This is a genomic window from Gulosibacter sediminis (assembly GCF_023370115.1).
GTDB classification, from domain to species: Bacteria; Actinomycetota; Actinomycetes; order Actinomycetales; family Microbacteriaceae; genus Gulosibacter; species Gulosibacter sediminis_A.
This window is the reverse complement of the sequence record NZ_CP097160.1, coordinates 860,454-884,124: the sequence shown is the minus strand read 5'-3', so window position 1 is coordinate 884,124 and position 23,671 is coordinate 860,454. Positions and strand designations below refer to the sequence as shown.

15 protein-coding genes and 6 pseudogenes are annotated in these 23,671 nt (G+C 68.0%); 10 read left to right on the top strand and 11 right to left on the bottom strand.

The window, feature by feature from the left end:
* Positions 1-31: 31 nt before the first annotated feature.
* A pseudogene (locus M3M28_RS04000) lies at positions 32-919 on the bottom strand (ABC transporter ATP-binding protein).
* Positions 920-1,015: 96 nt separating this feature from the next.
* Between M3M28_RS04000 and M3M28_RS03995 the strand changes: the two are divergent.
* Positions 1,016-1,822 (top strand): annotated as a pseudogene (locus M3M28_RS03995) (EamA family transporter); the annotation flags it as partial.
* A gap of 86 nt (positions 1,823-1,908) precedes the next feature.
* On the opposite strand, the pseudogene M3M28_RS03990 reads toward M3M28_RS03995, so the two are convergent.
* Positions 1,909-2,674 (bottom strand): annotated as a pseudogene (locus tag M3M28_RS03990) (transposase); the annotation flags it as partial.
* Between the two features lie 9 nt (positions 2,675-2,683).
* Here M3M28_RS03990 and M3M28_RS03985 point away from each other — a divergent pair.
* From M3M28_RS03985 to M3M28_RS03975, 3 genes and pseudogenes are all read left to right on the top strand, one after another.
* Positions 2,684-3,127: a PadR family transcriptional regulator gene (locus M3M28_RS03985; protein WP_349305342.1), complete on the top strand. Its 444-nt coding sequence runs from the start codon at positions 2,684-2,686 to the stop codon at positions 3,125-3,127.
* The gene (locus tag M3M28_RS03980; protein WP_048769063.1) at positions 3,124-3,753 is read left to right on the top strand and encodes an HAAS signaling domain-containing protein; all 630 of its coding nucleotides are present in this window, start codon (positions 3,124-3,126) and stop codon (positions 3,751-3,753) included. Before M3M28_RS03985 ends, M3M28_RS03980 begins: the two co-directional genes overlap by 4 nt.
* 165 nt (positions 3,754-3,918) lie before the next feature.
* Positions 3,919-5,225, top strand: a pseudogene (locus M3M28_RS03975) (ISL3 family transposase).
* Positions 5,226-5,522: 297 nt separating this feature from the next.
* Here M3M28_RS03975 and dld read toward each other — a convergent pair.
* Complete coding sequence (gene dld, locus M3M28_RS03970) at positions 5,523-7,238, bottom strand: D-lactate dehydrogenase (protein ID WP_249387538.1); 1,716 nt, start codon at positions 7,236-7,238, stop codon at positions 5,523-5,525.
* A gap of 372 nt (positions 7,239-7,610) precedes the next feature.
* Between dld and M3M28_RS03965 the strand changes: the two genes are divergently transcribed.
* A protein-coding gene (locus tag M3M28_RS03965; RefSeq protein WP_249387537.1) for an IS3-like element ISAar43 family transposase occupies positions 7,611-8,728 on the top strand; the annotation gives its coding sequence in 2 pieces (ribosomal slippage) (positions 7,611-7,881 and positions 7,881-8,728; 1,119 coding nt in all).
* Between the two features lie 47 nt (positions 8,729-8,775).
* On the opposite strand, the pseudogene M3M28_RS03960 reads toward M3M28_RS03965, so the two are convergent.
* Positions 8,776-9,599 (bottom strand): annotated as a pseudogene (locus M3M28_RS03960) (IS3 family transposase); the annotation flags it as partial.
* Between the two features lie 76 nt (positions 9,600-9,675).
* Between M3M28_RS03960 and M3M28_RS03955 the strand changes: the two are divergent.
* Positions 9,676-10,107, top strand: a pseudogene (locus M3M28_RS03955) (ISL3 family transposase); the annotation flags it as partial.
* A 59-nt stretch (positions 10,108-10,166) separates the two neighbouring features.
* On the opposite strand, the gene M3M28_RS03950 reads toward M3M28_RS03955, so the two are convergent.
* On the bottom strand, positions 10,167-10,787 hold the full coding sequence (locus tag M3M28_RS03950) for a GyrI-like domain-containing protein (RefSeq protein ID WP_249387536.1): 621 nt from the start codon (positions 10,785-10,787) through the stop codon (positions 10,167-10,169).
* 11 nt (positions 10,788-10,798) lie between these two features.
* The gene (locus M3M28_RS03945) at positions 10,799-11,479 is read right to left on the bottom strand and encodes a TetR/AcrR family transcriptional regulator (protein ID WP_249387535.1); all 681 of its coding nucleotides are present in this window, start codon (positions 11,477-11,479) and stop codon (positions 10,799-10,801) included.
* A 111-nt stretch (positions 11,480-11,590) separates the two neighbouring features.
* Here M3M28_RS03945 and M3M28_RS03940 point away from each other — a divergent pair, with 111 nt between their 5' ends.
* Positions 11,591-12,427: an aldo/keto reductase gene (locus tag M3M28_RS03940; protein ID WP_249387534.1), complete on the top strand. Its 837-nt coding sequence runs from the start codon at positions 11,591-11,593 to the stop codon at positions 12,425-12,427.
* Between the two features lie 254 nt (positions 12,428-12,681).
* Positions 12,682-13,926: an acyl-CoA dehydrogenase family protein gene (locus tag M3M28_RS03935; RefSeq protein ID WP_249387533.1), complete on the top strand. Its 1,245-nt coding sequence runs from the start codon at positions 12,682-12,684 to the stop codon at positions 13,924-13,926.
* Positions 13,927-13,987: 61 nt separating this feature from the next.
* Here the strand turns inward: M3M28_RS03935 and M3M28_RS03930 are convergent, their stop codons facing one another.
* On the bottom strand, positions 13,988-14,797 hold the full coding sequence (locus tag M3M28_RS03930; RefSeq protein ID WP_249387532.1) for a thioesterase family protein: 810 nt from the start codon (positions 14,795-14,797) through the stop codon (positions 13,988-13,990).
* A gap of 10 nt (positions 14,798-14,807) precedes the next feature.
* On the bottom strand, positions 14,808-15,623 hold the full coding sequence (locus M3M28_RS03925) for a shikimate 5-dehydrogenase (RefSeq protein WP_249387531.1): 816 nt from the start codon (positions 15,621-15,623) through the stop codon (positions 14,808-14,810).
* Positions 15,624-15,697: 74 nt separating this feature from the next.
* Here M3M28_RS03925 and M3M28_RS03920 point away from each other — a divergent pair, with 74 nt between their 5' ends.
* Positions 15,698-15,988, top strand: a complete 291-nt coding sequence (locus M3M28_RS03920) for a cupin domain-containing protein (RefSeq protein WP_249387530.1) — start codon at positions 15,698-15,700, stop codon at positions 15,986-15,988.
* A 21-nt stretch (positions 15,989-16,009) separates the two neighbouring features.
* On the opposite strand, the gene M3M28_RS03915 is transcribed toward M3M28_RS03920, so the two are convergent.
* From M3M28_RS03915 to M3M28_RS03905, 3 genes are all read right to left on the bottom strand, one after another.
* Positions 16,010-17,086, bottom strand: a complete 1,077-nt coding sequence (locus M3M28_RS03915) for a Gfo/Idh/MocA family protein (protein ID WP_249387529.1) — start codon at positions 17,084-17,086, stop codon at positions 16,010-16,012.
* Positions 17,087-17,247: 161 nt separating this feature from the next.
* Positions 17,248-18,573, bottom strand: a complete 1,326-nt coding sequence (locus M3M28_RS03910; protein ID WP_249387528.1) for a threonine/serine exporter family protein — start codon at positions 18,571-18,573, stop codon at positions 17,248-17,250.
* A gap of 207 nt (positions 18,574-18,780) precedes the next feature.
* Positions 18,781-21,273, bottom strand: a complete 2,493-nt coding sequence (locus tag M3M28_RS03905) for an excinuclease ABC subunit UvrA (protein WP_249387527.1) — start codon at positions 21,271-21,273, stop codon at positions 18,781-18,783.
* 301 nt (positions 21,274-21,574) lie between these two features.
* Between M3M28_RS03905 and M3M28_RS03900 the strand changes: the two genes are divergently transcribed.
* Positions 21,575-23,665: a heavy metal translocating P-type ATPase gene (locus tag M3M28_RS03900; protein WP_249387980.1), complete on the top strand. Its 2,091-nt coding sequence runs from the start codon at positions 21,575-21,577 to the stop codon at positions 23,663-23,665.
* Positions 23,666-23,671: the final 6 nt, after the last annotated feature.

Sequence of the window (23,671 nt, the reverse complement as noted above, 5' to 3'; positions counted from 1 at the left end):
AGCAGGGTGCCCGCGCCGGTGAGCGCGCTCATCAGCGGTCCTCATACAGGTCGAGAAAGAGCGACTCGAGTGACGGCGGCTCGACGGTGAGCGCGACGATGCCGTACGGCGCGAGGCGCGCCAAGGCATCGCTCACGCGATCGCTGTCGACGGCGGCGGTGAGCCGGGCGCCGTCGACGTGCGCGTCGTGCAGTCCGTGCAGCGCGGCCCGGTCGATCGGCCGCTCGAGCGTCGCGCGCACCTCGGTGCGGGCATGCGCCCGCAGTTCGTTTAGGGTGCCCGCGCGCACCGTGACGCCGTCGCGAATGATGCTGAGTCGGTCGGCAAGCTGCTCCACCTCGGCGAGAATATGGTTCGACAGCAGCACGGTCGCGCCCCGCGCCGTCGCCTCGCGAATCACCTCCTGGAACACGTTCTCCATGAGCGGGTCGAGGCTGCTCGTGGGCTCGTCGAGAATGAGCAGCTCGGCGTCGGAGGCGAGGGCCGCGACGATCGCGACCTTCTGCCGATTGCCCTACGAGTACTGGCGCCCGCGCTTGCTCGGGTCGAGCTCGAACTGGTCGATGAGTTCGTCGCGCCGCGCCTCGTTGAGGCCGCCCCGGAGCGAGCCGAGCAGATCGATGGCTTCGCCGCCACTCATGTTTGGCCAGAGCGACACGTCGCCGGGCACGTAGGCGAGCCGGCGATGCAGCGGCACGACGTCGCGCCAGGGGTCGAGGCCGAGCACGGATGCGGTGCCCGCGTCGGCGCGGAGCAGGCCGAGGAGCACGCGGATCGTCGTGGACTTGCCGGCGCCGTTCGGCCCGAGCACGCCGTGCACCTCGCCGCGCGCGACCCGCAGGTCGAGGCCGCGCAGCGCGGGGAACTTGCCAAACGACTTCGTGAGGCCTTCGATCGTGATGACGTCGGAATCGGTCATGCGTGACCCTCCTGATTCGCGAGCCCGCGCGGGGTGCGCGCGGGGAGCATCCGCTTGAGGTCAACCTACGCCGAAATCTCGCCCCAGGCTGAGGGAATGACCAACCCCGCGGCGCCCTCACGCGAGCCAGGAACGCATGGCGGACCCGACCGGACCTCGGTGCTGCGGGCCCTCGGGCTCGTGCTCGTCGGCTCGCTCGGAATTCAAACCTCGGCCGCGATCTCGTCGAGGCTGTTCGGCGACTACGGCACGTACGGCACCTCGGCGGTGCGCATGCTCATTGCTGCCGTGATCATGCTCGTGATCGTGCGGCCCCGGCTGCGCGGGCGCGGTGGGCGCGAGTGGCTCGGCATCGCCGTCTACGGCGTCGCAATGGCCGCGATGAACCTCTGCCTCTACAACGCGATCGACCGCATCCCGCTCGGCGTCGCCGTGACGCTTGACTTCCTCGGGCCGTGCGCGATCGCACTGCTCGGCTCGCGACGACTGCGCGAAGGCCTCTGCGCGCTCGTCGCCGTAGCCGGGGTGGCGCTCATCTCGGCGGGCCCGCTCGGCTACTTCGACCTCGCCGGGTACCTGTTCGCGCTCGGGGCGGCGTTCTTCTTCGCGGTCTACACCGTCGGCGCCGACCGCATCGGTAAGGCGAGCAGCGGACTCGACGGCGTGGCGCTCTCGGTGACGATCGCGGCGATTGTGACGCTGCCGATCGCCGTGCCGCAGTTGCCGCGCATCGACGGCCCCGACTGTTGGCTGTTCACGCTCTCGGCCGTGATCGGCGTCGCGATTCCGTTCTCGGTCGACACCATCGCCGGCCGCATTACCTCGGCGCGCATCATCGGCGTGCTCTTCGCGGTCGACCCGGCGCTGAGCAGCCTCGTCGGCTTCGTGCTGCTCGGCCAGGCGATGTCGCCGCAGGCAATCGCGGGCATCGGCCTCGTCGCCGTCGCGGGCGCGCTCATCGTCTGGTTCGCGAAGCAGCCGAATCCGGCTCATCGCATTCCAGGGTGTAGGCGGGGTCTGAAGCCACCCGCCCCGAGCAGGGATCGGGCGATGCAGTGCGTGAGATCTCGGAAGCCGAGGGCGGATCCGTGGGGGTGTTTGAGCCTGCCGTTGGTGGCCTCGGTGGGGCCGTTGCTGGCGCCGGGTAGGTCGAAGAATGCCAGCACGTCGCTGGCTCGCCGACGCAGAGCTCGACCGAGGCGGGCCTGTTCGTCGAGGCCTTCGGGGATAGCCGTGCGGAGGACGTCCATGACGGCCTGCATCTCTGGTTTCCCGAGTGTGCGGTCCGGGAGGCGGCGATCATGCGCTGGGAGATGCCCCAGGTCGCTTTCATTTCGACGTGTTGCTCGTCGGCATACAGGTCCTGGATCCGTTCGACCTGGCGGTCGGTGATGAGCGCTGCTCCAGTGTGAAGGGTGCATCGGCAGGAATAGAGCGGGTCGCCGGCGCGGCGCGGTGTCCGTGCAGGAGTAACTGGATGCGCCGTCGGCAGACGTCGACCGCTTCCCCGGCGAGCCGCCCGACGCGGAAGGGGTCCATTACCGCGACCGTGTCCGGGAATTTCTCGGCTGCGGCGGTCTTGAACCCGGTGAAGCCGATTGTCACAACAACTTCCACTGCCTCGCGCCAAGTCTAGGGGCGGGCGGCGAGCCAGGTCTTGAACACTGCCTTGGAGCGGCCTTCGACCATGTCCAGCAGCCTGGAAGGGCCGCTGTCCTGGCGAACCGTGGTCAAGTCGATGATCACCGTACAGTGCGGCCCGATATGCGACGGCGGGCTTGCAGGGCGGAGACCACCCGCGCGCAGGATCCTTGGCCTCGTCTACCCCACACCGAACAGATCCTGGCGGAGCGTGCTACCTTGTGGCGCATGGAACCTGACGCTGTTCACCTCGTAGGGCAGTTGCGCCGCGGCGCCCTCGAACCATGTGTCCTCGCCGTCATCGCCCAGCAACCGACCTATGGTCTCGACCTGGCTCGAACGCTGAGCGAACGAGGACTCCTCGAGAGCGAAGGGACGCTGTACCCGCTCCTGTCGAGACTCCGAAAACGCAACCTCGTGACCACTGCCTGGCAAGAGTCCCCGAGTGGACCCCCGCGCCGCTACTACCACATCACCCCGGCAGGCAAGACCGGACTTGCTACATTCACCCAGGAATGGGGCCGCTTCCGGCAAGCCGTCGACCTCGTCATTGGAGACCACGCATGACCACTCTGCCCTCGTCCGCCGCCGCCCAGGCCTACCTCAAGCGCCTCACTGCCCTGACCGAATCGCTCCCCTCCAGCGAGCAGCTGGATCTTCTCACCGGAATCGAGGAACACCTCAGGGACGCCGAACAGCGAGGCGTGATCCAGGCGGCACTCGACAGTCTCGGCCCACCTGAGCAGATCGCCCTGGAAGCCGGGGCAGAGACGGCCGGCACACCGCGGTGGATGCGGCTGCTCGCCGTAGCAAGCGCCGTGGCCACAGTGGGAGGCTTCATGGCACTGGGGGCACTGCTGTGCTTCACGGCGTACTTCGACGATGACTCCGAATACGCTCTACACCCGATGCTCATCCTGCTCGCCTTCGGTGCCGGCAGCATGACAGGAGTCTTCTCGACCGTGCTGTCCTTCCTCGTCAGAGAGCTGACCGGACAGCAGCGGGTTCTGCTGACCGCTTCGTGGATCGCCTCCTCGCTGCTGGCCATCGTGTTCGGCATCGCGGGCGGGAGCGTCCCGGTCGGAGTCAACCTCCCTCTCAGCGCCCTCCCGCTCCTGATGGGTGCCATCGGGGTCGTCCTCGTCCTGCGCTACACCGCACCGAACCCCGCTCGCAAACTGGTCCGAAGCTGAGCCACCCTGGGCCCCATCGCACGTCGCGCTGGGCCGGGTTTCGGGGCTCCTCACAGATGAGGGTGTAGCTGTGGTGCGACCTGGGGCGGCGCGTCGGTGTCGGGGTGAGGGTCGAGGTCTTCCGATGATGGGAGTTCTCACACAACCCGTCCGGAAGACCTCGACGTGCCTGACGCTACCTTCACGCGCCCTGACCTGACTACCTTCACCCGCCTCGACGGCCTCGGTCTGGAGGTCACCGGCCAGCTGCTCGAGCCTGACCGGTCCGTGCTGGCGTGCCGGGTCGTGGAGCCGGACGACTGGTGCAGGCGGTGCGGCTGCCAGGGCGTGCCCCGTGACACGGTGAGCAGGGAGTTGGCGCACGAGCCGTTCGGGTGGCGCCCTACCACGCTGGTGCTCACCGTGCGCCGCTACCGTTGCAAGGAGTGCTCGCACGTGTGGCGTCAGGACCCCACCGCTGCGGCGCCGCCGCAGGCCAAGATCTCCCGCGCCGGCCTGCGGTGGGGTCTGGTCGGGATCGTCGTCGGCCACCTGTCGATGGCCCGAGTTGCCGAAGGACTGGGCGTGGCGTGGAACACCGCCAACGACGCGGTCCTGGCTGAGGGCCGGCGTCTGCTCATCGAGGACCCGACCCGCCTGGACGGTGTCAAGGTCGTCGGGGTCGATGAGCACGTGTGGCGGCACACCGGCGCGGTGACAAGTACGTCACCGTGATCATCGACCTCACCCCGGTCCGGGACGGCACCGGGCCCTCACGCCTGCTGGACGTGGTCGAAGGTCGGTCGAAGAAGGCGTTCAAGGACTAGCTGGCCGAGCGGGACCAGGCTTGGCGCGATGGGATCGAGGTCGTGGCCATGGATGGGTTCGCGGGCTTCAAGACCGCCACCACCGAGGAGCTGCCGGACGCCGTCACGATTACGGATCCCTTCCACGTCATCCGGTTGGCCGGGGACGCTCTCGATGAGTGCCGCCGCCGAGTCCAGCAGGAACTGCACGGACACCGCGGACGCAAGGGCGACCCGCTCTACACCGCGCGGCAGACCCTGCACACCGGGGCTGACCTGCTCACCGACCGCCAGCACGAGCGCCTTGACAAGCTCTTCGCTGGGGACCGGCACGTGCAAGTCGAGTGCACCTGGGGGATCTACCAGCGCATGATCTCCGCCTACCGTCACCCCGACCGGGCAGCCGGCCGCGTCGAGAAAAGCTCCGTGATCGACGCCCTCGCCGACAGTGTGCCTGAGGCGTTGGTAGAACTGCGCAAGCTCGGCCGCACCCTGACCAGACGCGCCTGCGACGTCCTGGCCTACTTCGACCGGCCGCGCACGAGCAACGGACCTACCGAAGCCGTGAACGGTCGCCTCGAGCACCTGCGTGGCCTGGCCCTCGGCTTCCGCAACCTCACCAACTACATCGCCCGCGCACTCCTCGAAGCCGGCAGATTCAGACCACACCTACACCCCGAATTGTGAAGAGCCCAATATGTTCAGGCAATGTGTTTCAGCAATAGCCTCCGGGCTCGTCGATGTGGCCGGTGGCGAGGATTTCGCCGGTGTGCCGGCCGTCGCGGGTCAGCTGACGGCGTGAGGCGATGACCCGTTCTCGGACCGGGCGCGGCCCTCGCCGCCACGCGATTCTATGGCCTGCCCAGCCTCTGACCGATGTCTCGACTCATCCGTCCCGGTGGACCTAGGGAGTCGAGCCCTAGGTCCACCCGAGATGGATAAGACATCGCTCAGGCTCTCACGGCGTCGCGCTACCTTGGGGACTTAGGCCCAGTCCTTGTGCGGCGACGTGCCGCCGATACCGGCGTTGAACGTATTCGTCGGATCGAGCTCCTTGAAGTGCTCTTCCATGGACTCCGGCAGCTTGTAGATGCGACCGTAGTTGTGCTCGGCGGGCAGCTTCGCGCCGCGCTCCTCCAGCAGGTGCTGGATGCGGTCGTGCAGCGCCTCGGGATCCACGCCCTGCTTGGCGACATAGTCCTGGTGCATCACATGGCAGAAGAAGTGCCCGTAATACGCCTTGACCTCAAGCTGGTCGTCGATCTCCTCCGGCAGCACCTCGAGCCAGTTCCAATCGTCGCGACGCAGGGCCACATCGATGGGGATGAGCCCTGCGATGTGCCGGCGCTTCAACGCGGCGTAGCGAGTGGCGGCACTGGCCGCGCCGAACCGGTTGAGCGACGCGCTCTTTTCTTCATCAGACGTGCAGATGAAGAACTCACCAGTGTGCTCGGGCTCTGCGAAGAACTCCTTGAGCATCTTCTCGCTCGCGGCCTTCTGCGACTCGCTGACGGTGAGCAGCAGGTGATGCTCGAAACGGTTGCGGTACTCCATCATGCGCTTGGGCAGCTGGTTGGGCAGCACGCTGAACATGGCTTGCGATACCGTGTCGGCGAAGGTCGGACCAATGCCGGGAATCTTCGAGAACAAGCCGTTGGCCCACGTCTTGAACGAGAACATGCGCGTCTGCAGCGCTGGACTCATGAACTTCAGGAAGACGAAGGTGTCTTTGCCGTACTTCTCGGCCAAGTCGAAGGCACTGCGGCCCATGTACTCACCAGAGATAGGCAGCGGCATGTCGGCTTCGAGGAACAACCGACGGATCTCTTCGAGCTCGTGCGTGTTGTTCGTGCCGATGTAAAACACGGTCGGGTGCACTTCGCGAGGGAAGGTGCGGGTGCGCACCGCGAACACCATCAGCTTGCCGGCCGAGCCGGATGCCTCGAACAGGTACTCGGGGTTCGCATTGTAGCGAGCAGGCGAAGGCACGATCTTGCGCAAGTGCTCGGCGTACTCGGTCTCGTTCGAGTCTTCGGGAGCTGGGGTGACATCCTCGGGAGACCACTCGCCGCGCTGTAGACGGTCGAGTGCGACCTCAGGGTCGTCTCCGAGCGGGATGCCCAGGTGATTGACCAGCTCGACCTTGCCGTCGTCGTTGACGCGGGCGAAGATCGCTTCGCGCGTGAATGCCGGACCCTTGCGAATCTGGCTGCCGCCCGAGTTGTTCGCGATGCCGCCGATGACCGAGGCGCCGATTGATGTCGACCCGATCACCGAGTGCGGCTCGCGCTGGTGCTTGGCGAGCGCGTCGGTCAGGTGTGTCAGCGGGGTGCCCGCGAGCGAGATCGCCTCGCGCGCGTCGTTGATGAGGTGCACCTCATCGATGCGGTGAGTCGAGATGATCACAATGGGGCGATCGTAGTCTTGGAAGCCGGGGCCGGATCCACCAGTCAGGCCCGTGTTCGATGCCTGCGGGATGACGATGAGGTTGTTGTCGACGGATACCTGCAGCGCCCGCCACATCTCGACCAGCGTGCCGGGGCGCACCACGGCGAAGACTGGTCCTCCGCCGAATCGATAGCCTTTGCTGAATGGCATCGTGGCACGCTCAGAGGTCAGTACATGTTCGTCGCCGACGATTCTCTTGAACGCATCGATCGCTTCGTGCGAAGTCGTGGTGGTCTGTCCTCGTTGCGTCATCTCTAAGCTTCCTATATTCAGTTGCATCACAAGCGCGTCATGATGCTGAAGGGGATGTCGCCTTGATCCGAGCTAGTCCGCGGTCGTTCATTTTTTGATGGGCGGGGAAACGAGCCAGGGGGACGACGTCTGCGACCGTCTGCCCGGAAGCTCGCTACGGCGTCCAAGGAGTGTGCGTGTGCGTATGCATGTGCATACGCGCATCCTCATTGTAGAAGATGCGCATCAGATAGTTTCGGACCGCGGTACTTTCGGACTCCGGTAGGTTCGGACCGCGATAGTTCGGACTGGGCTGACCCCGTTCGGTAGGTCCGGTGGTTGTGTGAGTCGTCCTGTTGCCCGGGGGGGCCGGGCAGGGAGACTGGTCAGATCATGACGAACAGCAGGAAGCGCCACACTCCGGAGCAGGTCGTCCGTAAGCTCGGGCAGGCCGACAGGATGCTCGCGGGCGGGAGCGACATCGCCGGGGTGTGTCGAGAGCTCGGGGTGTCCGAGCAGACGTACTACCGGTGGCGGAACCAGTACGGCGGATTGAAGGCCGACGACGCGAAGCGGCTGAAGGAGCTCGAGAAGCAGAACGCCACGCTCAAGCGGCTGCTCGCCGAGGCAGAGCTCGAGAAGGCCGCGCTCAAGGAGCTGGCTGAGGGAAACTTCTAGGACCGGGCAGGCGCCGCGCCGCCGTCGACCACCTCAAGCGCAAGCTGCGGGTGAGCGAACGAATGGCGTGCCGTCTGGCCGGGCTGAGCAGGTCCGCATACCGTCGCCCGCTCCAGGGCGAGACGACAGCCGACCCGGACCTGGCGTTGCGGGACTGGCTGCGGGCGTATGCGAAGAAGCGCCCGCGGTGGGGATACCGCAGGGCCTACCACGATGCCCGCGGCGAGGGGTGGGTCGTGAACCACAAGAAGATCCAACGGCTCTGGCGCGAGGAAGGGCTGCGCGTCCCGCAGCGGCGTCGCCGCAAACGCGTTGGGTCTTCGACCGTCGACGCCCCGGCAGCGGTCGCACCGAACCTCGTGTGGGCGGTGGACTTCCAGTTCGACGCGGACGAGCAGGGCCGTCCGATCAAGATCTGCTCCATCGTCGACGAGCACACCCGCGAGTGCATCGGCGGGCTCGTCGAACGGTCGATCACCGCGGACCGGCTCACCGCCCACCTCGAGGACCTCGTCGCAGTCCGCGGCGCCCCCGCGGTGCTCCGATCCGACAACGGCCCCGAGTTCATCAGCGACGCGATGGCCCACTGGGCCGGCAACCGCACCGGCCTGTTCTACATCCCGCCCGGTTCGCCCTGGCACAACGGGTACGTCGAGTCGTTCAACAGCAGGCTCCGCGACGAGTGCCTGAACATCAACAGCTTCTACTCGCTGCTCCACGCCCAGGTCGTGATCGGCGACTGGAAGACCGAATACAACCACGACCGCCGGCATTCATCGCTCGGCTACCTCGCACCCGTCGACTACGCTCGGCAAGGCACCCATCAATCGTAAACCGACGACTCGCACAGCGACCGGACCGAATGAAGGGGGCGGCCCACCATCTCCACCGCGTTCACCGCGATGCGGGCCTTCATCCGCGAATCGATCGAGTACCCGACGACACGGTTCGAGTAGACGTCTTGAACCGCGCAGCAGTACAACCTCCCCTGGGCGGTCCGGTGCTCGGTAATATCGGTCAACCACAGCTGGTTCGGACCATGCGCGGTGAACTCGCGATTCACGAGATCGTCATGCACCGGCGGCCCCGCTGTCCGATACCGGCGTTTGCGGGACGTGATCGTCGAACGAATCCCCGCGACACGGCATAACCGCCACACACGCCGCTCGCTGAGCTGGTAACCACGCTCGGCAAGATCGTCCGACAGCACCCGATACCCGCCCTCAGGGTCGTCCTCGTGCAGTTCCCGGAGCACCTCGATCAGGTGCGCTTCCTCGACTTCACGCGCCGACACAGGCCGGCGCAGCCACTTGTAATACGCCTGCTCAGAGAACCCGAGTACCCGACACGCCACCGCGACCGGCACCCGTACAGGGGCGTCGACCGCGGCCATCTCACGGACGAGCGGGTAGATCATTTTGGGGGCAGCAGATGCGCCTGCGACAGATACGCCGCAGCCCGCCGGAGTACCTCGTTCTCCATCTCCAGCTCCCGGATCCGCCGCAACGCCGCGGTCATCTCGCGACGCTCATCAAGATCCGTCGTAGGGGTCATCCCATGCGAACGGAACCGGTCATCTCGGATCCAGGTCTGCAACGCGGTCTTCGAGATCCCCAGATCCCTGCACACCTGCCGCTGCGACGAGCCCGCAGCCACCATCGCTACAGCGTCCCGTTTGAACTCATCAGAATAGATCTTCGGCACGATAGCCATCCTTCCAGCACGACTCCTGCTTCGGAATCATGCGGTCAAGGACTCAACCAAACCTTCAGCAGACCCGACCCTGCACACCGGGGCTGACCTGCTCACCGACCGCCAGCACGAGCGCCTTGACAAGCTCTTCGCTGGGGACCGGCACGTGCAAGTCGAGTGCACCTGGGGGATCTACCAGCGCATGATCTCCGCCTACCGTCACCCCGACCGGGCAGCCGGCCGCGTCGAGAAAAGCTCCGTGATCGACGCCCTCGCCGACAGTGTGCCTGAGGCGTTGGTAGAACTGCGCAAGCTCGGCCGCACCCTGACCAGACGCGCCTGCGACGTCCTGGCCTACTTCGACCGGCCGCGCACGAGCAACGGACCTACCGAAGCCGTGAACGGTCGCCTCGAGCACCTGCGTGGCCTGGCCCTCGGCTTCCGCAACCTCACCAACTACATCGCCCGCGCACTCCTCGAAGCCGGCAGATTCAGACCACACCTACACCCCGAATTGTGAAGAGCCCCGAATCCCGTCGGCGTGCATCCACTGCCGCCCGAATAGCTAGGGTCGACGGCTCAGGCCGGCGCGACGGGCTGCCGCAGGATCGTGCAAAGGCGCTCGGGTGCGGTGCGCCGCGGGTCGCCGAGGTAGACCTCGTGGTGCAGGCCGCGCGGGCGCAGTCCGTTCGCGGGCAGGAATTCGTCGTGCAGCCGGGCGAGCACCGGCGTCTCGTCGTCGTAGCTGCCGATGTGCAGGGTCTGCACGCAGGCGCCCTCGTCGAGCTCACGCAACTCGACTGCGTCGAGCCAACCCGGCGCATCCTTGCTGCGCACCTGATCGATTGCCGCAGCGACCTCGGCTTCGCCGAGCCAGTCGGGCACGAGCAGCAGCATCGTCCAGCGCCAGCGTGACTTGTCGCGCGCGGTGGTGAAGCTCGCGTAGTCGTCAGCCCACCAGAGCCCCTCGAGCGGCGGCACGACGTAGTCGCGCTCGAGCGTGCGTTTGCTCGCGAACTTCAGCGCGTACGCGACCGGGTAGAGCGCCGCGAGCGCGGCCGCGTATTCGGGCGCCGCGTTCGGGTCGCCTTGTCCGTCGACCGCGAGGTACTGGCGGGGCGGCAGCTCGAGCTGGCGAAACTCGCCACGTTTCGCACGGTAGGAGTCGAGCGACTTCTTGAAGTCAACTTTCTCGGGCATGCGGGCTCCCATCACTCGGTGACGTCATCACCCGACACAGTTTGTCGCAGCAGGGCGTGCGTGTCATCGGTGCTGAGCGCAGGGATGGGCAACTCGGTTCGCGTCGCCGGCTCGCGGATGCCGTCGAGGAATACCCCGAGGTAGCGCCGATACAGCTCCGGGGCGTCGGCGCGATTGATGTGGTCGGCGCCGTCACGCGCGGTGGTGGCGATCGCCGTAAGTCCGATCTGGAGAAAGATGAGATCGGTGCCGGTGAGGTCGGCCCGCACGACACCGGTCTCGCGCGCCCGGTCAGCCAGCCGATTCACGAGGGGCGCGAGCCGGGCTCGCTGCGCGTTGTACTCTTCAAGGCTGGCCCAGCTGCCCGAGAGAATCTGCGCCATGCCGCGGTCACGGGCCTGTATCGCGAGGGTGCCCTCGAGGTAGTTCACGAGACCCCGCCAGGCGTCCTCATCGGCAAGTGACTCATTGAGAATCGCGCCGAGTTCGTCGACTTGCCGCACGAAGATCGCGTCGATGAGCTCGTCCTTGTTGGCGAACCGCCGGTACGCGGTGCCCACGCCGACCCCGGCCGCCTTGGCGACGTCGTTGAGACTCGCGCCGAGGCCGCGCTCGGCGAACACCTTGCGCCCGGCCTCGAGTAGCCGCTCGCGGTTGCGCTCCGCGTCCTTCCGAAGACCCTGCTCGTTCATGCAGACAACTCTAACGAAAAAACGGATGCGCGGCATCCACTTATTCGCTACACTCGCTAACCGGAAAGAAAATTCCACTTTTATGTTCGACGCAGGAACGGACGCACGCACATGACTTCCAACGACACACTGACCCTGAACAACGGCCTCGCGATTCCGGCGCTCGGCTTCGGCGTCTTCCAGACCGCACCCGCCGAGACCTCCGCCGCGGTCAGCGAGGCGCTTCGCGTCGGCTACCGTCACATCGACACCGCCGCGGCCTACGGCAACGAGCGCGAGGTCGGCGCCGCCATCAAGGCGAGCGACCTTGCCCGCGACGAGATCTTCATCGAGACGAAGATCTGGATCAACGACTTCGGCTACGACGAGACCCTGCACGGCTTCGAAAAGTCGGCCGGCAAGCTTGGTGTCGAGCAGGTCGACCTACTGCTCCTGCACCAGGCCGTCTCGACCGAGTTCGACCGCGCGCTCGAGGCGTACCGCGCGCTCGAAACCCTCCTCGCCGACGGCCGCGTGCGCGCCATCGGCGTGAGCAACTTCATGGTGCCCGAGCTCGAGCGAATCCTCGCCGAGCGCGACGTCGTGCCCGCCGTGAACCAGATCGAGGTGCACCCGTACTTCCAGCAGCGCGAAGTCGCCGAGTTCGGTGAGTCGCACGGCATCCTCACCCAAGCCTGGTCGCCCATCGGCGGCATCACGTTCTATCAGGACGGCAGCAACGGCTCGACGCTGCAGGACCCGATGCTGCTCGACATTGCTGCGGCCCACGACAAGTCGGCCGCCCAGGTCATGCTCGCGTGGCACCGTCAGCAGGGCCGTCAGGCGATCCCGAAGTCGATCACGCCGAGCCGCATCGCCGAGAACTTCGATGTGTTCGACTTCGAGCTCACCTCCGACGAGCTCGCCCGCATCGACGCCCTCGAGACGGGCGTACGCGGCGGCCCCTAACCCGCGTCGATCACTATCGAGAGCTTCTCGATCGAAATCCCCGAGGCGTAGTTCGACCTCGTTCGAAGCCACAGCCCCATTCGCGCCGATCGCCCTACCTCGAGTGGGCGGTCGGCGCGACGCTGTTGACGGGGTGTGTCATGGCTGCGTCACATGTGACGCCCCGTGAATCATCGTGACGCGGCCCACTTTTGCCCGCGCAGTCTAGCCCCTAGCTTGGCCGGACGTTGAAACGACCGACCAAGTGAGGGGCCATGACCACGAACCAGCAATTGCAAGACCATTTCGCGCCCGTGTTCGCGGCGATCGCGGCGGGTGCCGTCGAGCGCGAACGCGGGCGCGCCCTGCCGGTCGCCGAGGTGCGCGCCCTCGCCGAGGCGGGCTTCGGGCGGGTACGCCTGCCCGAAGGCGCCGGCGGCTTCGGCGCGACCGTGCCACAGCTCGCCGCGCTCCTCGTCGAGCTCGCCGCTGCCGACTCGAACCTCGCGCAAATCTGGCGCGGCCACATCGCCTTCGTCGAGGATGTGCTCGTGTCCCGCCACAGTGACTTCCGCACCCGCTGGCTGGCCCGCCTCGCCGAGGGTGCCGTGGTGGGCAACGCGTGGAGCGAGATCGGTGCGGTCGAGCGCGGCCAGCTCGGCACGCAGATCGATTTCGTGGGCGACGCGGCCAGCGTGACCGGCGAGAAGTTCTACACGACCGGCTCGATCTACGCCGACTACTCCGATACCACGGTGCAGGGCGACGATGGCACGCCGTACATCGCCGTCGTGCCGCTCGCGCAGGACTCGGTGACGATCAGCGACGACTGGGACGGCTTCGGCCAGCAGCTCACCGGCACGGGCACGATCGTCTACGGCGGCGCCGTGGTCGAGCGCGCCGACGTGATTCCCTTCGACGACCGCTTCGCCTACCAGACCGCGCTCTACCAGCTCGTGCTGCTCGCGACCCACGCCGGCATCGCCCGCGCGGTGCTCCGCGACGCCTCGTCGGCGGTCGCCGCCCGCGAACGCACCTACAGCCACGGCAACGCCGACCGGGTGCGCAACGACCCGCAGATTCTCCAGGCCGTCGGCGAGATCGGGGCGACCTCGTACGCGGCGGATGCGCTCGTGCAGCGCGTCGCCGAGTCGATCGAGCACGCGTACCAGACCGCCGCAGCGGTGCGGGGTGGGCTCGGTGGGGACGACTCGGTGTCGGCTGCGCAGGCCGCCGTGGTCGCTTCCGAGCTCGATTCGGCGCGCGCCCAGGTGACGCTCTCGCGCCTCGTGCCCGAGGCCGCGACCCGCCTGTTCGATGCGCTCGGCGCATCCGGCGTGCGCGCCTCGGCCGCGCTCGACCGACACTGGCGCAACGCCCGCACCGTCGCCTCGCACAACCCCTGGCTCTATAAGGCGCGCACCATCGGCGACTTCGAAGTCAACGACACCGAGCCCGGGTACCAGTGGGCGATCGGCACCGTGACGCAGCCGACGCCGGCAAGCGCGCCGGTGTCGTAGCGTTCGTGTGCAGAAGTCGGGCCGCGCAGCTGGTAGCTGGGCGGCCCGACTTCGTGGTGCGCTAGGCGCGCCGCGGACGCACCGTGAGCGTCTGCGCGAGGGTACCGATCGGCCCTGCGGCGTCGTGCAGGACGCTCTGGGTGAGCCCGGCGCCGCGCGGGCCGATCGAGACGTGCGTGTCGAAGCCGAGCCACTCCCCGACCGGCACGCGGAAGAGGTGCGCCGTGAGGTCGAGGTTCGGGAACGCGACCTCGTCGGGCGACACGAGCGTCGCCGAGCCGTTCGCGACATCGGCGACCGAGAGCATCCGAGCCGTGCTGCTGACCGGCTCGCCCGTCAGCAACGGCCGCTGGGGCCGGATCCAGTACTGCGCGACCCCCGGGCCGCTCGACTGGCGACGCACATCGAGCGTCTCGACGAAGGCGCCGTCCCAGGTGTCTTCCATGTCCCAGCTCGGCAGTTCGTCGACCGACGGGATGCGCGGCACGGTCGAGCCCGCGATGTCGTCGGTGTCGAACTCCTTCGTGAGCCAGGCGCGGGCACTCACCGCCGGGCGGCCGCCGTGCGTCAGCACCGCCTCGACGAGTTCGATCGTGCGGCCGGGGCGCACGACGCGAATCTCGACGTCGAATGGCTCGATCGGGATCACGCCGAGGATGTCGCACGAGAGCCGGCTCATGCGCAGCGCGCTGTCGCCATGACGCTCATCGCGATCGGTGAGGATCAGGTGACTGATGAGCCCGACGACGGGCGCGATGTGCTGCTCCTGCTTGTTCCAGCTGCCGCCGGTCTCGGGGTTCGGGCGGAACCGCGTCGCGGACTCGCGCACGAAGTAGGGCGCGGCGTCGGGGTTGAGATTGGGAGTCGTCATGCCGTCGGGTCTACGCCTCACGAGCGAAGGCGGCGGCCCGGTCGATCTGGTCCTGCGTCAGCTCGACGCCCGTGTAGCGCTTGAATTGGCCGGCGGCCTGCAGCGCGAACACCTCGGAACCCGAGATGGTCGGCACGTTCGCGGCCTGCGCGGCGCGAATGAGCGGCGTCTCGGCGGGCAGTGCGACGACATCGAAGACCTGCTTCGCCGCGCCGATGTGCGCCTCCGAGAACGAGAGTGTCTCAGCATCCGCCCCTTGCATGCCGAGCGGCGTGACGTTGACGAGCAGGTTGTGGCCGGGCTCGGGGTCGTCGGTGACCGCGGGGTAGTCGTAGCGGTCGGCGATGGCCTGGCCCGCCTCGGCGTTGCGCGCGACGATCGTGAGGTCGTCGAAGCCGGCGCCGCGGAACGCCGCGATGACGGCCTTCGCCATGCCGCCCGAGCCGCGCACGAGCACCGACATCGAGGTGTCGAGCTGGTGGTTCTTGAGCAGCTGCACGACGGCCTCGTAGTCGGTGTTCGCGGCAGCGAGGTGACCATCCGTGTTGACGATCGTGTTCACCGAGTCGATGGCCGCGGCCGATTCTTCGAGCTCGTCGACGAGCGGAATCACGGCCTCCTTGAACGGCATCGAGACCGAGCAGCCGCGGATGCCGAGGGCGCGCACGCCGGCGATGGCATCGGTGATGTTCGTCGTCGTGAACGCCTTGTAGATGTAGTTCAGGCCAATTTCGTCGTAGAGGAAATTGTGAAACCGCGTGCCGTAGTTCGACGGCCGCCCGGCGAGCGAGATGCAGAGAGACATGTCTTTGTTGAGAATCGGCACATCGCCATTATGTACCCCGTAGGCTGGGCCCGAGCGGCGGACTTCGCCGCGAACGAGCCGAAGGAGCCCCGCGCATGAGCACCGGATCAACCGGCGAACTACAGCTCGAAACCGAGCACTTTCGCGTGATGAAGTGGACGATCGCGCCTGGCGGGGTGATCCCAATGCACCGCCACGACTTCGAATACGTGGTGGTACCGATGGTGACCGACCGCATGCACGTCGTCACCGCCGAGGGCGAAGAAATCGTGGCCGAGCTCGTCGCGGGCACGAGCTACACGCGCGCCGCCGGGTCGGAACACCAGGTCGAGAACCGGGGCAGCGCATCCGACATCGTGTTCGTCGAGATCGAGCGACTCGCCTAAGCGGTCGCTCGGCGCGGGTCGCTACGCGTCGACCCAGGCCTGGCTCGCGGCCGAGGCGAGCACCCGCTCGGTGAGTTCGACGGCCCGCAGGCCGTCGCGCACCGTCGGCAGGCCGTCCGGAATCACGCCGGTCGACATCGCCGCGTAGCTGTCGCCGACGAAGGCCGCGAACGCGTCGAGGTAGCCGAGCGGATGCCCGGAAGGCACGTTGCTGAGGCGGGCGACGTCGCCGCCGATGAGCTTCGGGTCGCGCTGCAGCAGCGCCGAGCCCCCGCGGTGGCCGATCCAGAGCGTTTCTGGGTTCTCCTGCTCGAAGCGGACCGTCTCGTGGGCGCCGCCGATCTCGACGCTGAGCGAATTCTTGCGGCCGGCCGCGACCTGCGAGATCGAGAGCGTGCCGAGGGCCCCCGACTCGAACTCGACGAGCAGCACCGCGAGGTCTTCGGTCGTGACCTCGCGGCCGGAGCGCTCGGCGTGCACAGTCTTGGTGCGCGCCGTGAGCCGCGCGATGCGCTCGCCCGCGAGGAACTCGGTGAGGTCGGCAAGGTGCGAGCCAATGTCGGCGAACGCGCGGGAGGCGCCACCCGCCTCGGCGTCGACGCGCCAGTTGTCGTCGCCAGGCTCAAGCAGCCAGTCCTGGTGGTAGACGCTCGTGATGCCCGTGAGGTGGCCGAATGAGTGGGCGGCGATGCGGCGACGAGCCTCCCGCGTCATCGCGTGGAAGCGGTAGGCGAAGGGCACGGTAAGCAGCCGATCGCTCGACTCGACGTCGGCGACGAGCTGGGTTGCCGCGTCGAGGTTGACGCCGATCGGCTTCTCGCAGACGACGTGCTTGCCGGCCGCGATGGCCGCGCGGGCGAGCGGCACATGGCTCGCGTTCGGAGTGCAGACGTGAATGACGTCGATGTGCGGGTCGCCGATGAGTTCCTCGGCGTTCGCCGCGCGGTCGATGCCGATCGTGGCTGCCGCCTCGCGAGCTCGCTCGAGGCTCGACGAGGCGATGCCTGCGATCTCGCCGCCGGCGATGCGGATCGAGCGCGCGTGCACCTCCCCCATGAACCCGGCACCGATGATGCCGGCGCGAAGTCGAGTCGTCATGAGGTTCTCCTTTGAACCGGGCCCCGTGGGGCGAGGGGTGGGTGATGCGGTGGTCGCGCGCGGCTCGCGCACCGAGCGTGGTGGGCCGAGCGCCATCGCTCGCCCGCCCATCCTGCCACCGCTTCTGCAACGCTGGCCGGAAGCGCCCGGCCGGTCGGCCGTTAGCGAATGCGACCCCGCCGCCGCGTGACGCTCTGCAGGGTGTCGCGAATCGGCGCGCCGAGGAACAGGCCGAGCGACGCCCCCGACGCGAGGGCGAGGCCGATCGCGCCAGCGCTGACGAGTTCGGCGAAGCCGACGATGAGGCCCTGCGGGTCGTTCTCGGCCGCGACGATCGCGAGGATGCCGCGGAAGACCATCGAACCGGGCACCATCGGCACAATCGCGGCCGTGGTCACGGCGATCGACGGCACGTGCCAGCGGTGCGCGATGAGCGTGCCGAGGAAGCTTGCGAGCAGTGCACCGAAGCCGCTCGCGGGGGCCATACCTATGCCGCCCAGCAGCGCGATGCTGTAGCCGCCCCAGGCGGTCGCGCCGAGCGCCGCCGAGATCGCGATCGTGCGAAGGCCGGCGCCGTTCCAGACCGCGACGGTGACGGCGATGAGGATCGCTCCGATGACCTGCATACCCACCGAGCCGAGCGCAGGCGGTTCGCTCGCGAGCGGGATGCCGATGCCCAGCGACTGGGTCAGCGCTACCCCGCCGACAATGCCGATGACGACGCCGAGGGTGAGCAGCGCGAGGTCGAGGATGCGCCCGCCGGCCGTGAGCGAAAAGCCGTCAATCGCATCCTGTGCGGCCGCGACCACCGACATGCCCGCGAGCATCAACACGATGCCGGCCGCGACGATGACGGTCGGCCGCACCTCGTCAAACAGCGGCACGCCGAGGTCGCGGAGCCAGTTCGAGACCGCGGCGATCGCGACGACGACGAGGGCGCCGGCGGCCTGCGAGAAGAAGAAGGGGACGTGCCATTTCCCGAGCAGCCGCTGCGTCATCGCGGCCGAGCAGGCGGCGAGCGCGATGATGAGCAGCACAAACCAATTGGCGCCGTAGAGCACGCCCACGCCGAGGGCGAGGGTGCCCTGGGCAAGCACGATGACGGCGGGGCGGTACGGGAACGGTCGGCGGCGGATCTTGTGGAAGCGTACTCGCGCGTTGTCGAGGGTCACGCTGCCCGATTCGATGTCGGCGACCAGCGCCTGAAGCTGTTGGAGCTTCGTGTGGTCGGGCACGGGCGCGCGCACCACACGGATGAGCGTGAAGGGCAGCTCGGTCTCGTTGCGGTGGTAGGAGACACCGATTGAGTTGTAGGTGATGTCGACGTGCACGGGCTTGATGCCGAGCGCTGCCGCGACGCGGATCACGGCGAGCACGACCTCGTTCGCGGAGGCGCCCACGGCGATGAGCGCCTCGGCGATGCGCATCGCGAGGTCGATGACCTTGCGGGCATACACCTCGTCGATCGACAGCAGCGCCTCAGTCATCGGCCTCGACGCGGGGTCGGTGCGGATGACGTTTTCGATGCGAGCTCGCCACTGCCTACGTGAATTCACGGCCCCATCGTCCCACGCCCCTTTCCCCCTGTGTCTAGTCGCGGTTGAGTGGTCGTTTTTTGTGGTGTCCAGCGCCTGGAAACGACAAAAAACGACCACTCAACTTCTCGGAGAGAGCGGCGAGACCGGCGGGGCGGGTTATGGGAGGAGCGGGGAGAGGTAGGGGGCCGTGGCGCTGGCCGGGGATGCGGCGACCTCGGCCGGGGTGCCGGTCGCGACGACGCGACCGCCGTCGATGCCGCCGCCCGGGCCCATGTCGATGAGGTAGTCGGCGTTCGCGATGAGGTCGAGGTCATGCTCGATGACGACCACGGTGCCACCCTGGTCGACGAGGCGCTGCAGCACACCAATAAGCACCCGCACGTCGAGCGGATGCAGGCCGACGGTCGGCTCGTCGAACACGAAGAGCGTGTGGCGCTGGCTGCGATCGAGCTCCGACACGAGCTTGAGTCGCTGCGCCTCGCCGCCCGAGAGCGCGGGCGTCGACTCCCCCAACGTCAGATACCCAAGCCCCACATCTCGCAGCCGCGCCATGCGCGTCGCAGCGCGCGGCAGGTCGTCGATGAACGCCACGGCCTCGTCGACAGTCAAACGCAGCAGCTTCGGCAGCGAAATCGCCAGCTCTCCGGCGCCGCGCTCGAACGCGTCGGCCTCGGGCCCGTACCGCGTGCCATCGCAGTCGGGGCACACAATGTCGATGTCGGGTAGGAACTGCACGTCGAGCGAGATCTGCCCCGTGCCGTCGCAGCGCGGGCAGCGCAGCGAGCCCGTGTTGTACGAGAAGTCGCTCGCCTTGAGGCCCGCCGCCTTCGCGCCGTCGACCTTGGCATACGCCTTGCGCAGTTCATCGAGCACGCCCGAATACGTCGCCACGGTCGAGCGCACGTTCTGCCCGATCGGCGTCGCGTCGACGACATTCACCCGCTCGATCGTCGCCGGTTCGATCGACGCGACGTGCTCGGGCAGCGCGCCGTCACCCGCAGACAGCGCCGGCGCCAAGCTCTCGAGCACGAGGGTCGTCTTGCCCGAGCCTGAAACGCCCGTCACCGCGGTGAGCCGGCCCACCGGAATCGCGACATCGAGCGCCTCGACGGTATGCACCGGCGTCGTCTGCAGCCGGATGCTCCCGAACGCAAACGTCTCGGCCCCGGCCACGCGCGGGCGCACCACGATTTCCTCGCGGCCCGCGAGGAAGCCGCCGATCCGCGACTCGCTCACCCCGGCAACCTCGTCGACCGTGCCCTGCGCCACAACCGCTCCGCCGCCGCGCCCCGAATCGGGACCGATCTCGATGAGGTGGTCGGCGTGCCGCAGCACGGCGACGTCGTGGTCGACGAGCACGACCGAGTTGCCGCCGTCGAGCAGGTCGTCGATCACCCCGAGCAGTCCTTCGAGATTCGACGGATGCAGCCCGATCGATGGCTCGTCGAGCACATACAGGACTCCAGTCGTCTCGTTGCGCACGGCCCTCGCCAGCTGCACGCGCTGCCGCTCGCCAGTCGAGAGCGTCGAGCCCGCCCGGTCGAGCGAGAGGTACCCGAGCCCGAGCTCGAGCAGGCGCCGAGCCATCGGAATGAGCGTGTCGGCGAGATTCGTCGCCATCGGTCGCATCTCGGGCGGCACCTGCTCCGCGAGCCGCCCGGCCCACTCCACGGTGTCGTGGAGCGCGAGTGCCGTCACCTCGGCAAGGTTCTGGCCGTCGATTGTGGGCGCGAGCGCCATCGGCGACAGCCGCGTGCCGTGGCAGGCTGGGCACACCGACTCGACGAGAAACCGACGCACCCGCGCGAGTCGCTTCTCGTCGGCGGCACGCTCGAGCTCTTTCGTGACGGTAAGCCGCGCGTTGCGGAACGTGAAGTCGAGGTCGTGCACCCCCTTCTTCGACGTGACGGTGATGTGCTTCTTCTCTTCGGGCCCGTCGAGCACGATCTCGCGCTCCCAATCTGCGAGCTCGCGCCACGGCACGTCGGTGCGCACACCAAACTCGCGTGCGATCTGCGGCTGCACGTTGAACCCGAACGTCTGCCACGGCAGCACGGCCCCCTCGTCGATGGTGAGGGCTTCGTCGCGAATCAGCGTCGCGTCGTCGACCTGCCGCACCGTGCCGATGCCCTCGCACGTCGGGCAGGCGCCCGCCGAATTGAACGCGAGCGCCTCGGCTCCCGGCGCTTCAAACTCGACGCCGCACGTCTCGCACGCAATCGGTTGTTCGGCCGCGACGGCGAGCGTCGGCGGGTTGCGGTGCCCGTTCGGGCAGACATGGGATGCGAGGCGAGAGAACATGAGCCGCAGCACGTTGAGCAGTTCGGTCGAGGTGCCAAACGTCGACCGCACACCCGGCACACCCGGCCGTTGCCGCAGGGCGAGCGCGGCGGGCACGTGCGACACGCGGTCGACGTCGGCGCGCGTCGCCTGCCCCATGCGCCGGCGCGTGTAGGTCGACAGTGCCTCGATGTAGCGGCGCGAGCCCTCGGCATAGAGCACGCCCATCGCAAGCGACGACTTGCCCGAGCCCGAAACGCCGGCGATCGCAACGAGACGGTCGAGCGGCACATCAACGTCGACGTTCTTGAGGTTGTGCACGCGCGCGCCGCGCACCTCGATTACCGACGGTTGACGATTTGTTCCCATAGGCCGCCACGGTACTCGCCGCCTCCGACACGGAGAGGAAGTTTGCCGAATCTGGAATGCTGGACACGAACGCTCGGTTATACCCCACAGGGGTATAAAGGATGCGTGGCCCGGGCGGTCGCGCGAGGGAAGCAAGAGGGTAGACGAGATGGCGAATCACACGCACGACGAACACCAAGAACTGGCCGGGCAGGAGGCTCAGCCGAGCGCCGATCCGCACGCCGGGCACGAGCTGCCTGCCGGTCACAGTGGGCACGATGCTCATGCGGGTCACGGATCGCACGATATGCACGCCGGCCACGTGAAGCACGCCGATCACTCGAGCCACGAGGGACACGACGCACACGCTGGACACGACATGCACGCCGGTCACGACATGCACGCCGGACACGGCGGTCATGCAGGCCACGGCGATCACGTCGGCCAATTCCGCCGCCTCTTCTGGCTCATGCTCGTCATCGCAATCCCGGTCGTCGCAGCCAGCGCCATGTTCGCGAGCATCATTGGCTACGAGTTGCCCGACGTGGCCTGGCTCGCGTGGGTCTCGCCAGTGCTCGGCACGGTCATGTACGTGTGGGGCGGCCGCCCGTTCCTCACCGGCGCGGTGAGTGAGATCCGCAGCCGTAAGCCGGGCATGATGCTCCTCATCGGCCTTGCGATCACGGTCGCGTTCCTCGCTTCGTGGGGCGCGAGCCTCGGACTGCTCCACCACGAGCTCGACTTCTGGTGGGAGCTCGCGCTGCTCATCGTGATCATGCTGCTCGGCCACTGGGTCGAGATGCGCTCGCTCGCGCAAACCACCTCGGCCCTCGACTCGCTCGCGGCGCTCCTCCCCGACGAGGCCGAGCGCGTCGTCGGCGACACGACCGAGACGGTCTCCCCCGCCGAGCTTGCCGTCGGCGACGTTGTGCTCGTGCGCCCCGGCGCGACCGTGCCGGCCGACGGCGAGATCGTCGACGGCGCCGCCGCGATGAACGAGGCGATGGTCACCGGCGAGTCCACGACCCAGCGCCGAGGCGTCGGTGACCACGTCGTCGCCGGTACCGTCGCGACCGACTCGGCCCTGCGCATCCGCGTCACCGCCACCGGCGACGACACGACGCTGGCGGGCATCCAGAAGCTCGTGTCCGACGCGCAGGCCTCGTCTTCGCGCGCGCAGCGCATCGCCGACACGGCGGCCGGCTGGCTGTTCTGGTTTGCCCTCGGCGCCGCGGCCATCACCGCGGTCGCCTGGTCACTCGTCGGCCTGCCCGACGAGGCGGTCGTGCGCACCATCACCGTGCTCGTCATCGCCTGCCCGCACGCGCTCGGCCTCGCGATTCCGCTTGTCGTGTCGATCGCGACCGAGCGCGCGGCCCGCGGCGGCGTGCTCGTCAAGGACCGCCTCGCACTCGAGTCGATGCGCTCGGTCAACGCCGTGCTCTTCGACAAGACCGGCACCCTCACGAAGGGCGAGCCGACCGTCACCGACATCGAGCCCACCTCGGGCCTCGAGGCGGATGCGGTGCTCGCGTTCGCGGCCGCCGCCGAGTCCGACAGCGAGCACCCGCTCGCCCGCGCGATCGTCGGCGCAGCCGAGCACCGCGGCCTCGCGCTCGCGAGCGCCACCGACTTCTCGAGCTCGCCCGCGGTCGGCGTGCGCGCATCCGTCGAGGGCCGCACCATCGAGGTCGGCGGCCCGTACCTGCTCGAGCAGCATGGACTCGCCGAGGCTGCCCCGGCCGCGGCCTGGCACGCCGAGGGCGCCATCTTGCTCCACGTACTCGCCGACGGCGAGATCATCGGCGCGCTGCGGCTCGCCGACGAGGTTCGTTCCGAGTCACGCGACGCCGTGGCCGCCCTGCACGCGCAGGGGGTCGAGCTCGTCATGATCACCGGCGACGCCCAGGCCGTCGCCGAATCTGTCGCGGCCGAGCTCAGCATGGACCGCGTATTCGCGGGTGTGCGCCCCGAGGACAAGTCGGCGAAGGTCGCCGAGTTGCAGCGCGAAGGCAAGCGCGTCGCAATGGTCGGCGACGGCGTCAACGACGCCCCGGCCCTCGCCCAGGCCGACGTCGGCATCGCGATCGGCGCCGGCACCGACGTTGCCATCGCCTCGGCTGGCGTCGTGCTCGCGTCGAGCGATCCCCGCTCGGTACTCTCGGTGATCGAACTGTCGCGTGCGAGCTACCGCAAGATGCGCCAGAACCTCTGGTGGGCGGCTGGCTACAACCTCATCTCGGTGCCGCTCGCCGCGGGCGTCCTCGCACCGATCGGCTTCGTGCTGCCGATGAGCGTCGGCGCGATCCTCATGTCGCTGTCGACGATCGTGGTCGCGCTCAACGCGCAGCTGCTGCGCCGCCTCGACCTGACGCCCGAGGCGAGCGCGAGGCGGATGCGCGCCGGCAGCTAGCGGCGC

Bases quoted from the DNA above. Each gene is read 5' to 3' on its own strand.
- M3M28_RS03920 (WP_249387530.1), top strand. From the start codon at position 15,698: ATGAGCACCGGATCAACCGGCGAACTACAGCTCGAAACCGAGCACTTT.
- M3M28_RS03915 (WP_249387529.1), bottom strand. From the start codon at position 17,086: ATGACGACTCGACTTCGCGCCGGCATCATCGGTGCCGGGTTCATGGGG.
- M3M28_RS03945 (WP_249387535.1), bottom strand. From the start codon at position 11,479: ATGAACGAGCAGGGTCTTCGGAAGGACGCGGAGCGCAACCGCGAGCGG.
- dld (WP_249387538.1), bottom strand. From the start codon at position 7,238: ATGACGCAACGAGGACAGACCACCACGACTTCGCACGAAGCGATCGAT.
- M3M28_RS03910 (WP_249387528.1), bottom strand. From the start codon at position 18,573: ATGACTGAGGCGCTGCTGTCGATCGACGAGGTGTATGCCCGCAAGGTC.
- M3M28_RS03940 (WP_249387534.1), top strand. From the start codon at position 11,591: ATGACTTCCAACGACACACTGACCCTGAACAACGGCCTCGCGATTCCG.
- M3M28_RS03930 (WP_249387532.1), bottom strand. From the start codon at position 14,797: ATGACGACTCCCAATCTCAACCCCGACGCCGCGCCCTACTTCGTGCGC.
- M3M28_RS03905 (WP_249387527.1), bottom strand. From the start codon at position 21,273: ATGGGAACAAATCGTCAACCGTCGGTAATCGAGGTGCGCGGCGCGCGC.
- M3M28_RS03985 (WP_349305342.1), top strand. From the start codon at position 2,684: ATGCGACGGCGGGCTTGCAGGGCGGAGACCACCCGCGCGCAGGATCCT.
- M3M28_RS03980 (WP_048769063.1), top strand. From the start codon at position 3,124: ATGACCACTCTGCCCTCGTCCGCCGCCGCCCAGGCCTACCTCAAGCGC.
- M3M28_RS03950 (WP_249387536.1), bottom strand. From the start codon at position 10,787: ATGCCCGAGAAAGTTGACTTCAAGAAGTCGCTCGACTCCTACCGTGCG.
- M3M28_RS03935 (WP_249387533.1), top strand. From the start codon at position 12,682: ATGACCACGAACCAGCAATTGCAAGACCATTTCGCGCCCGTGTTCGCG.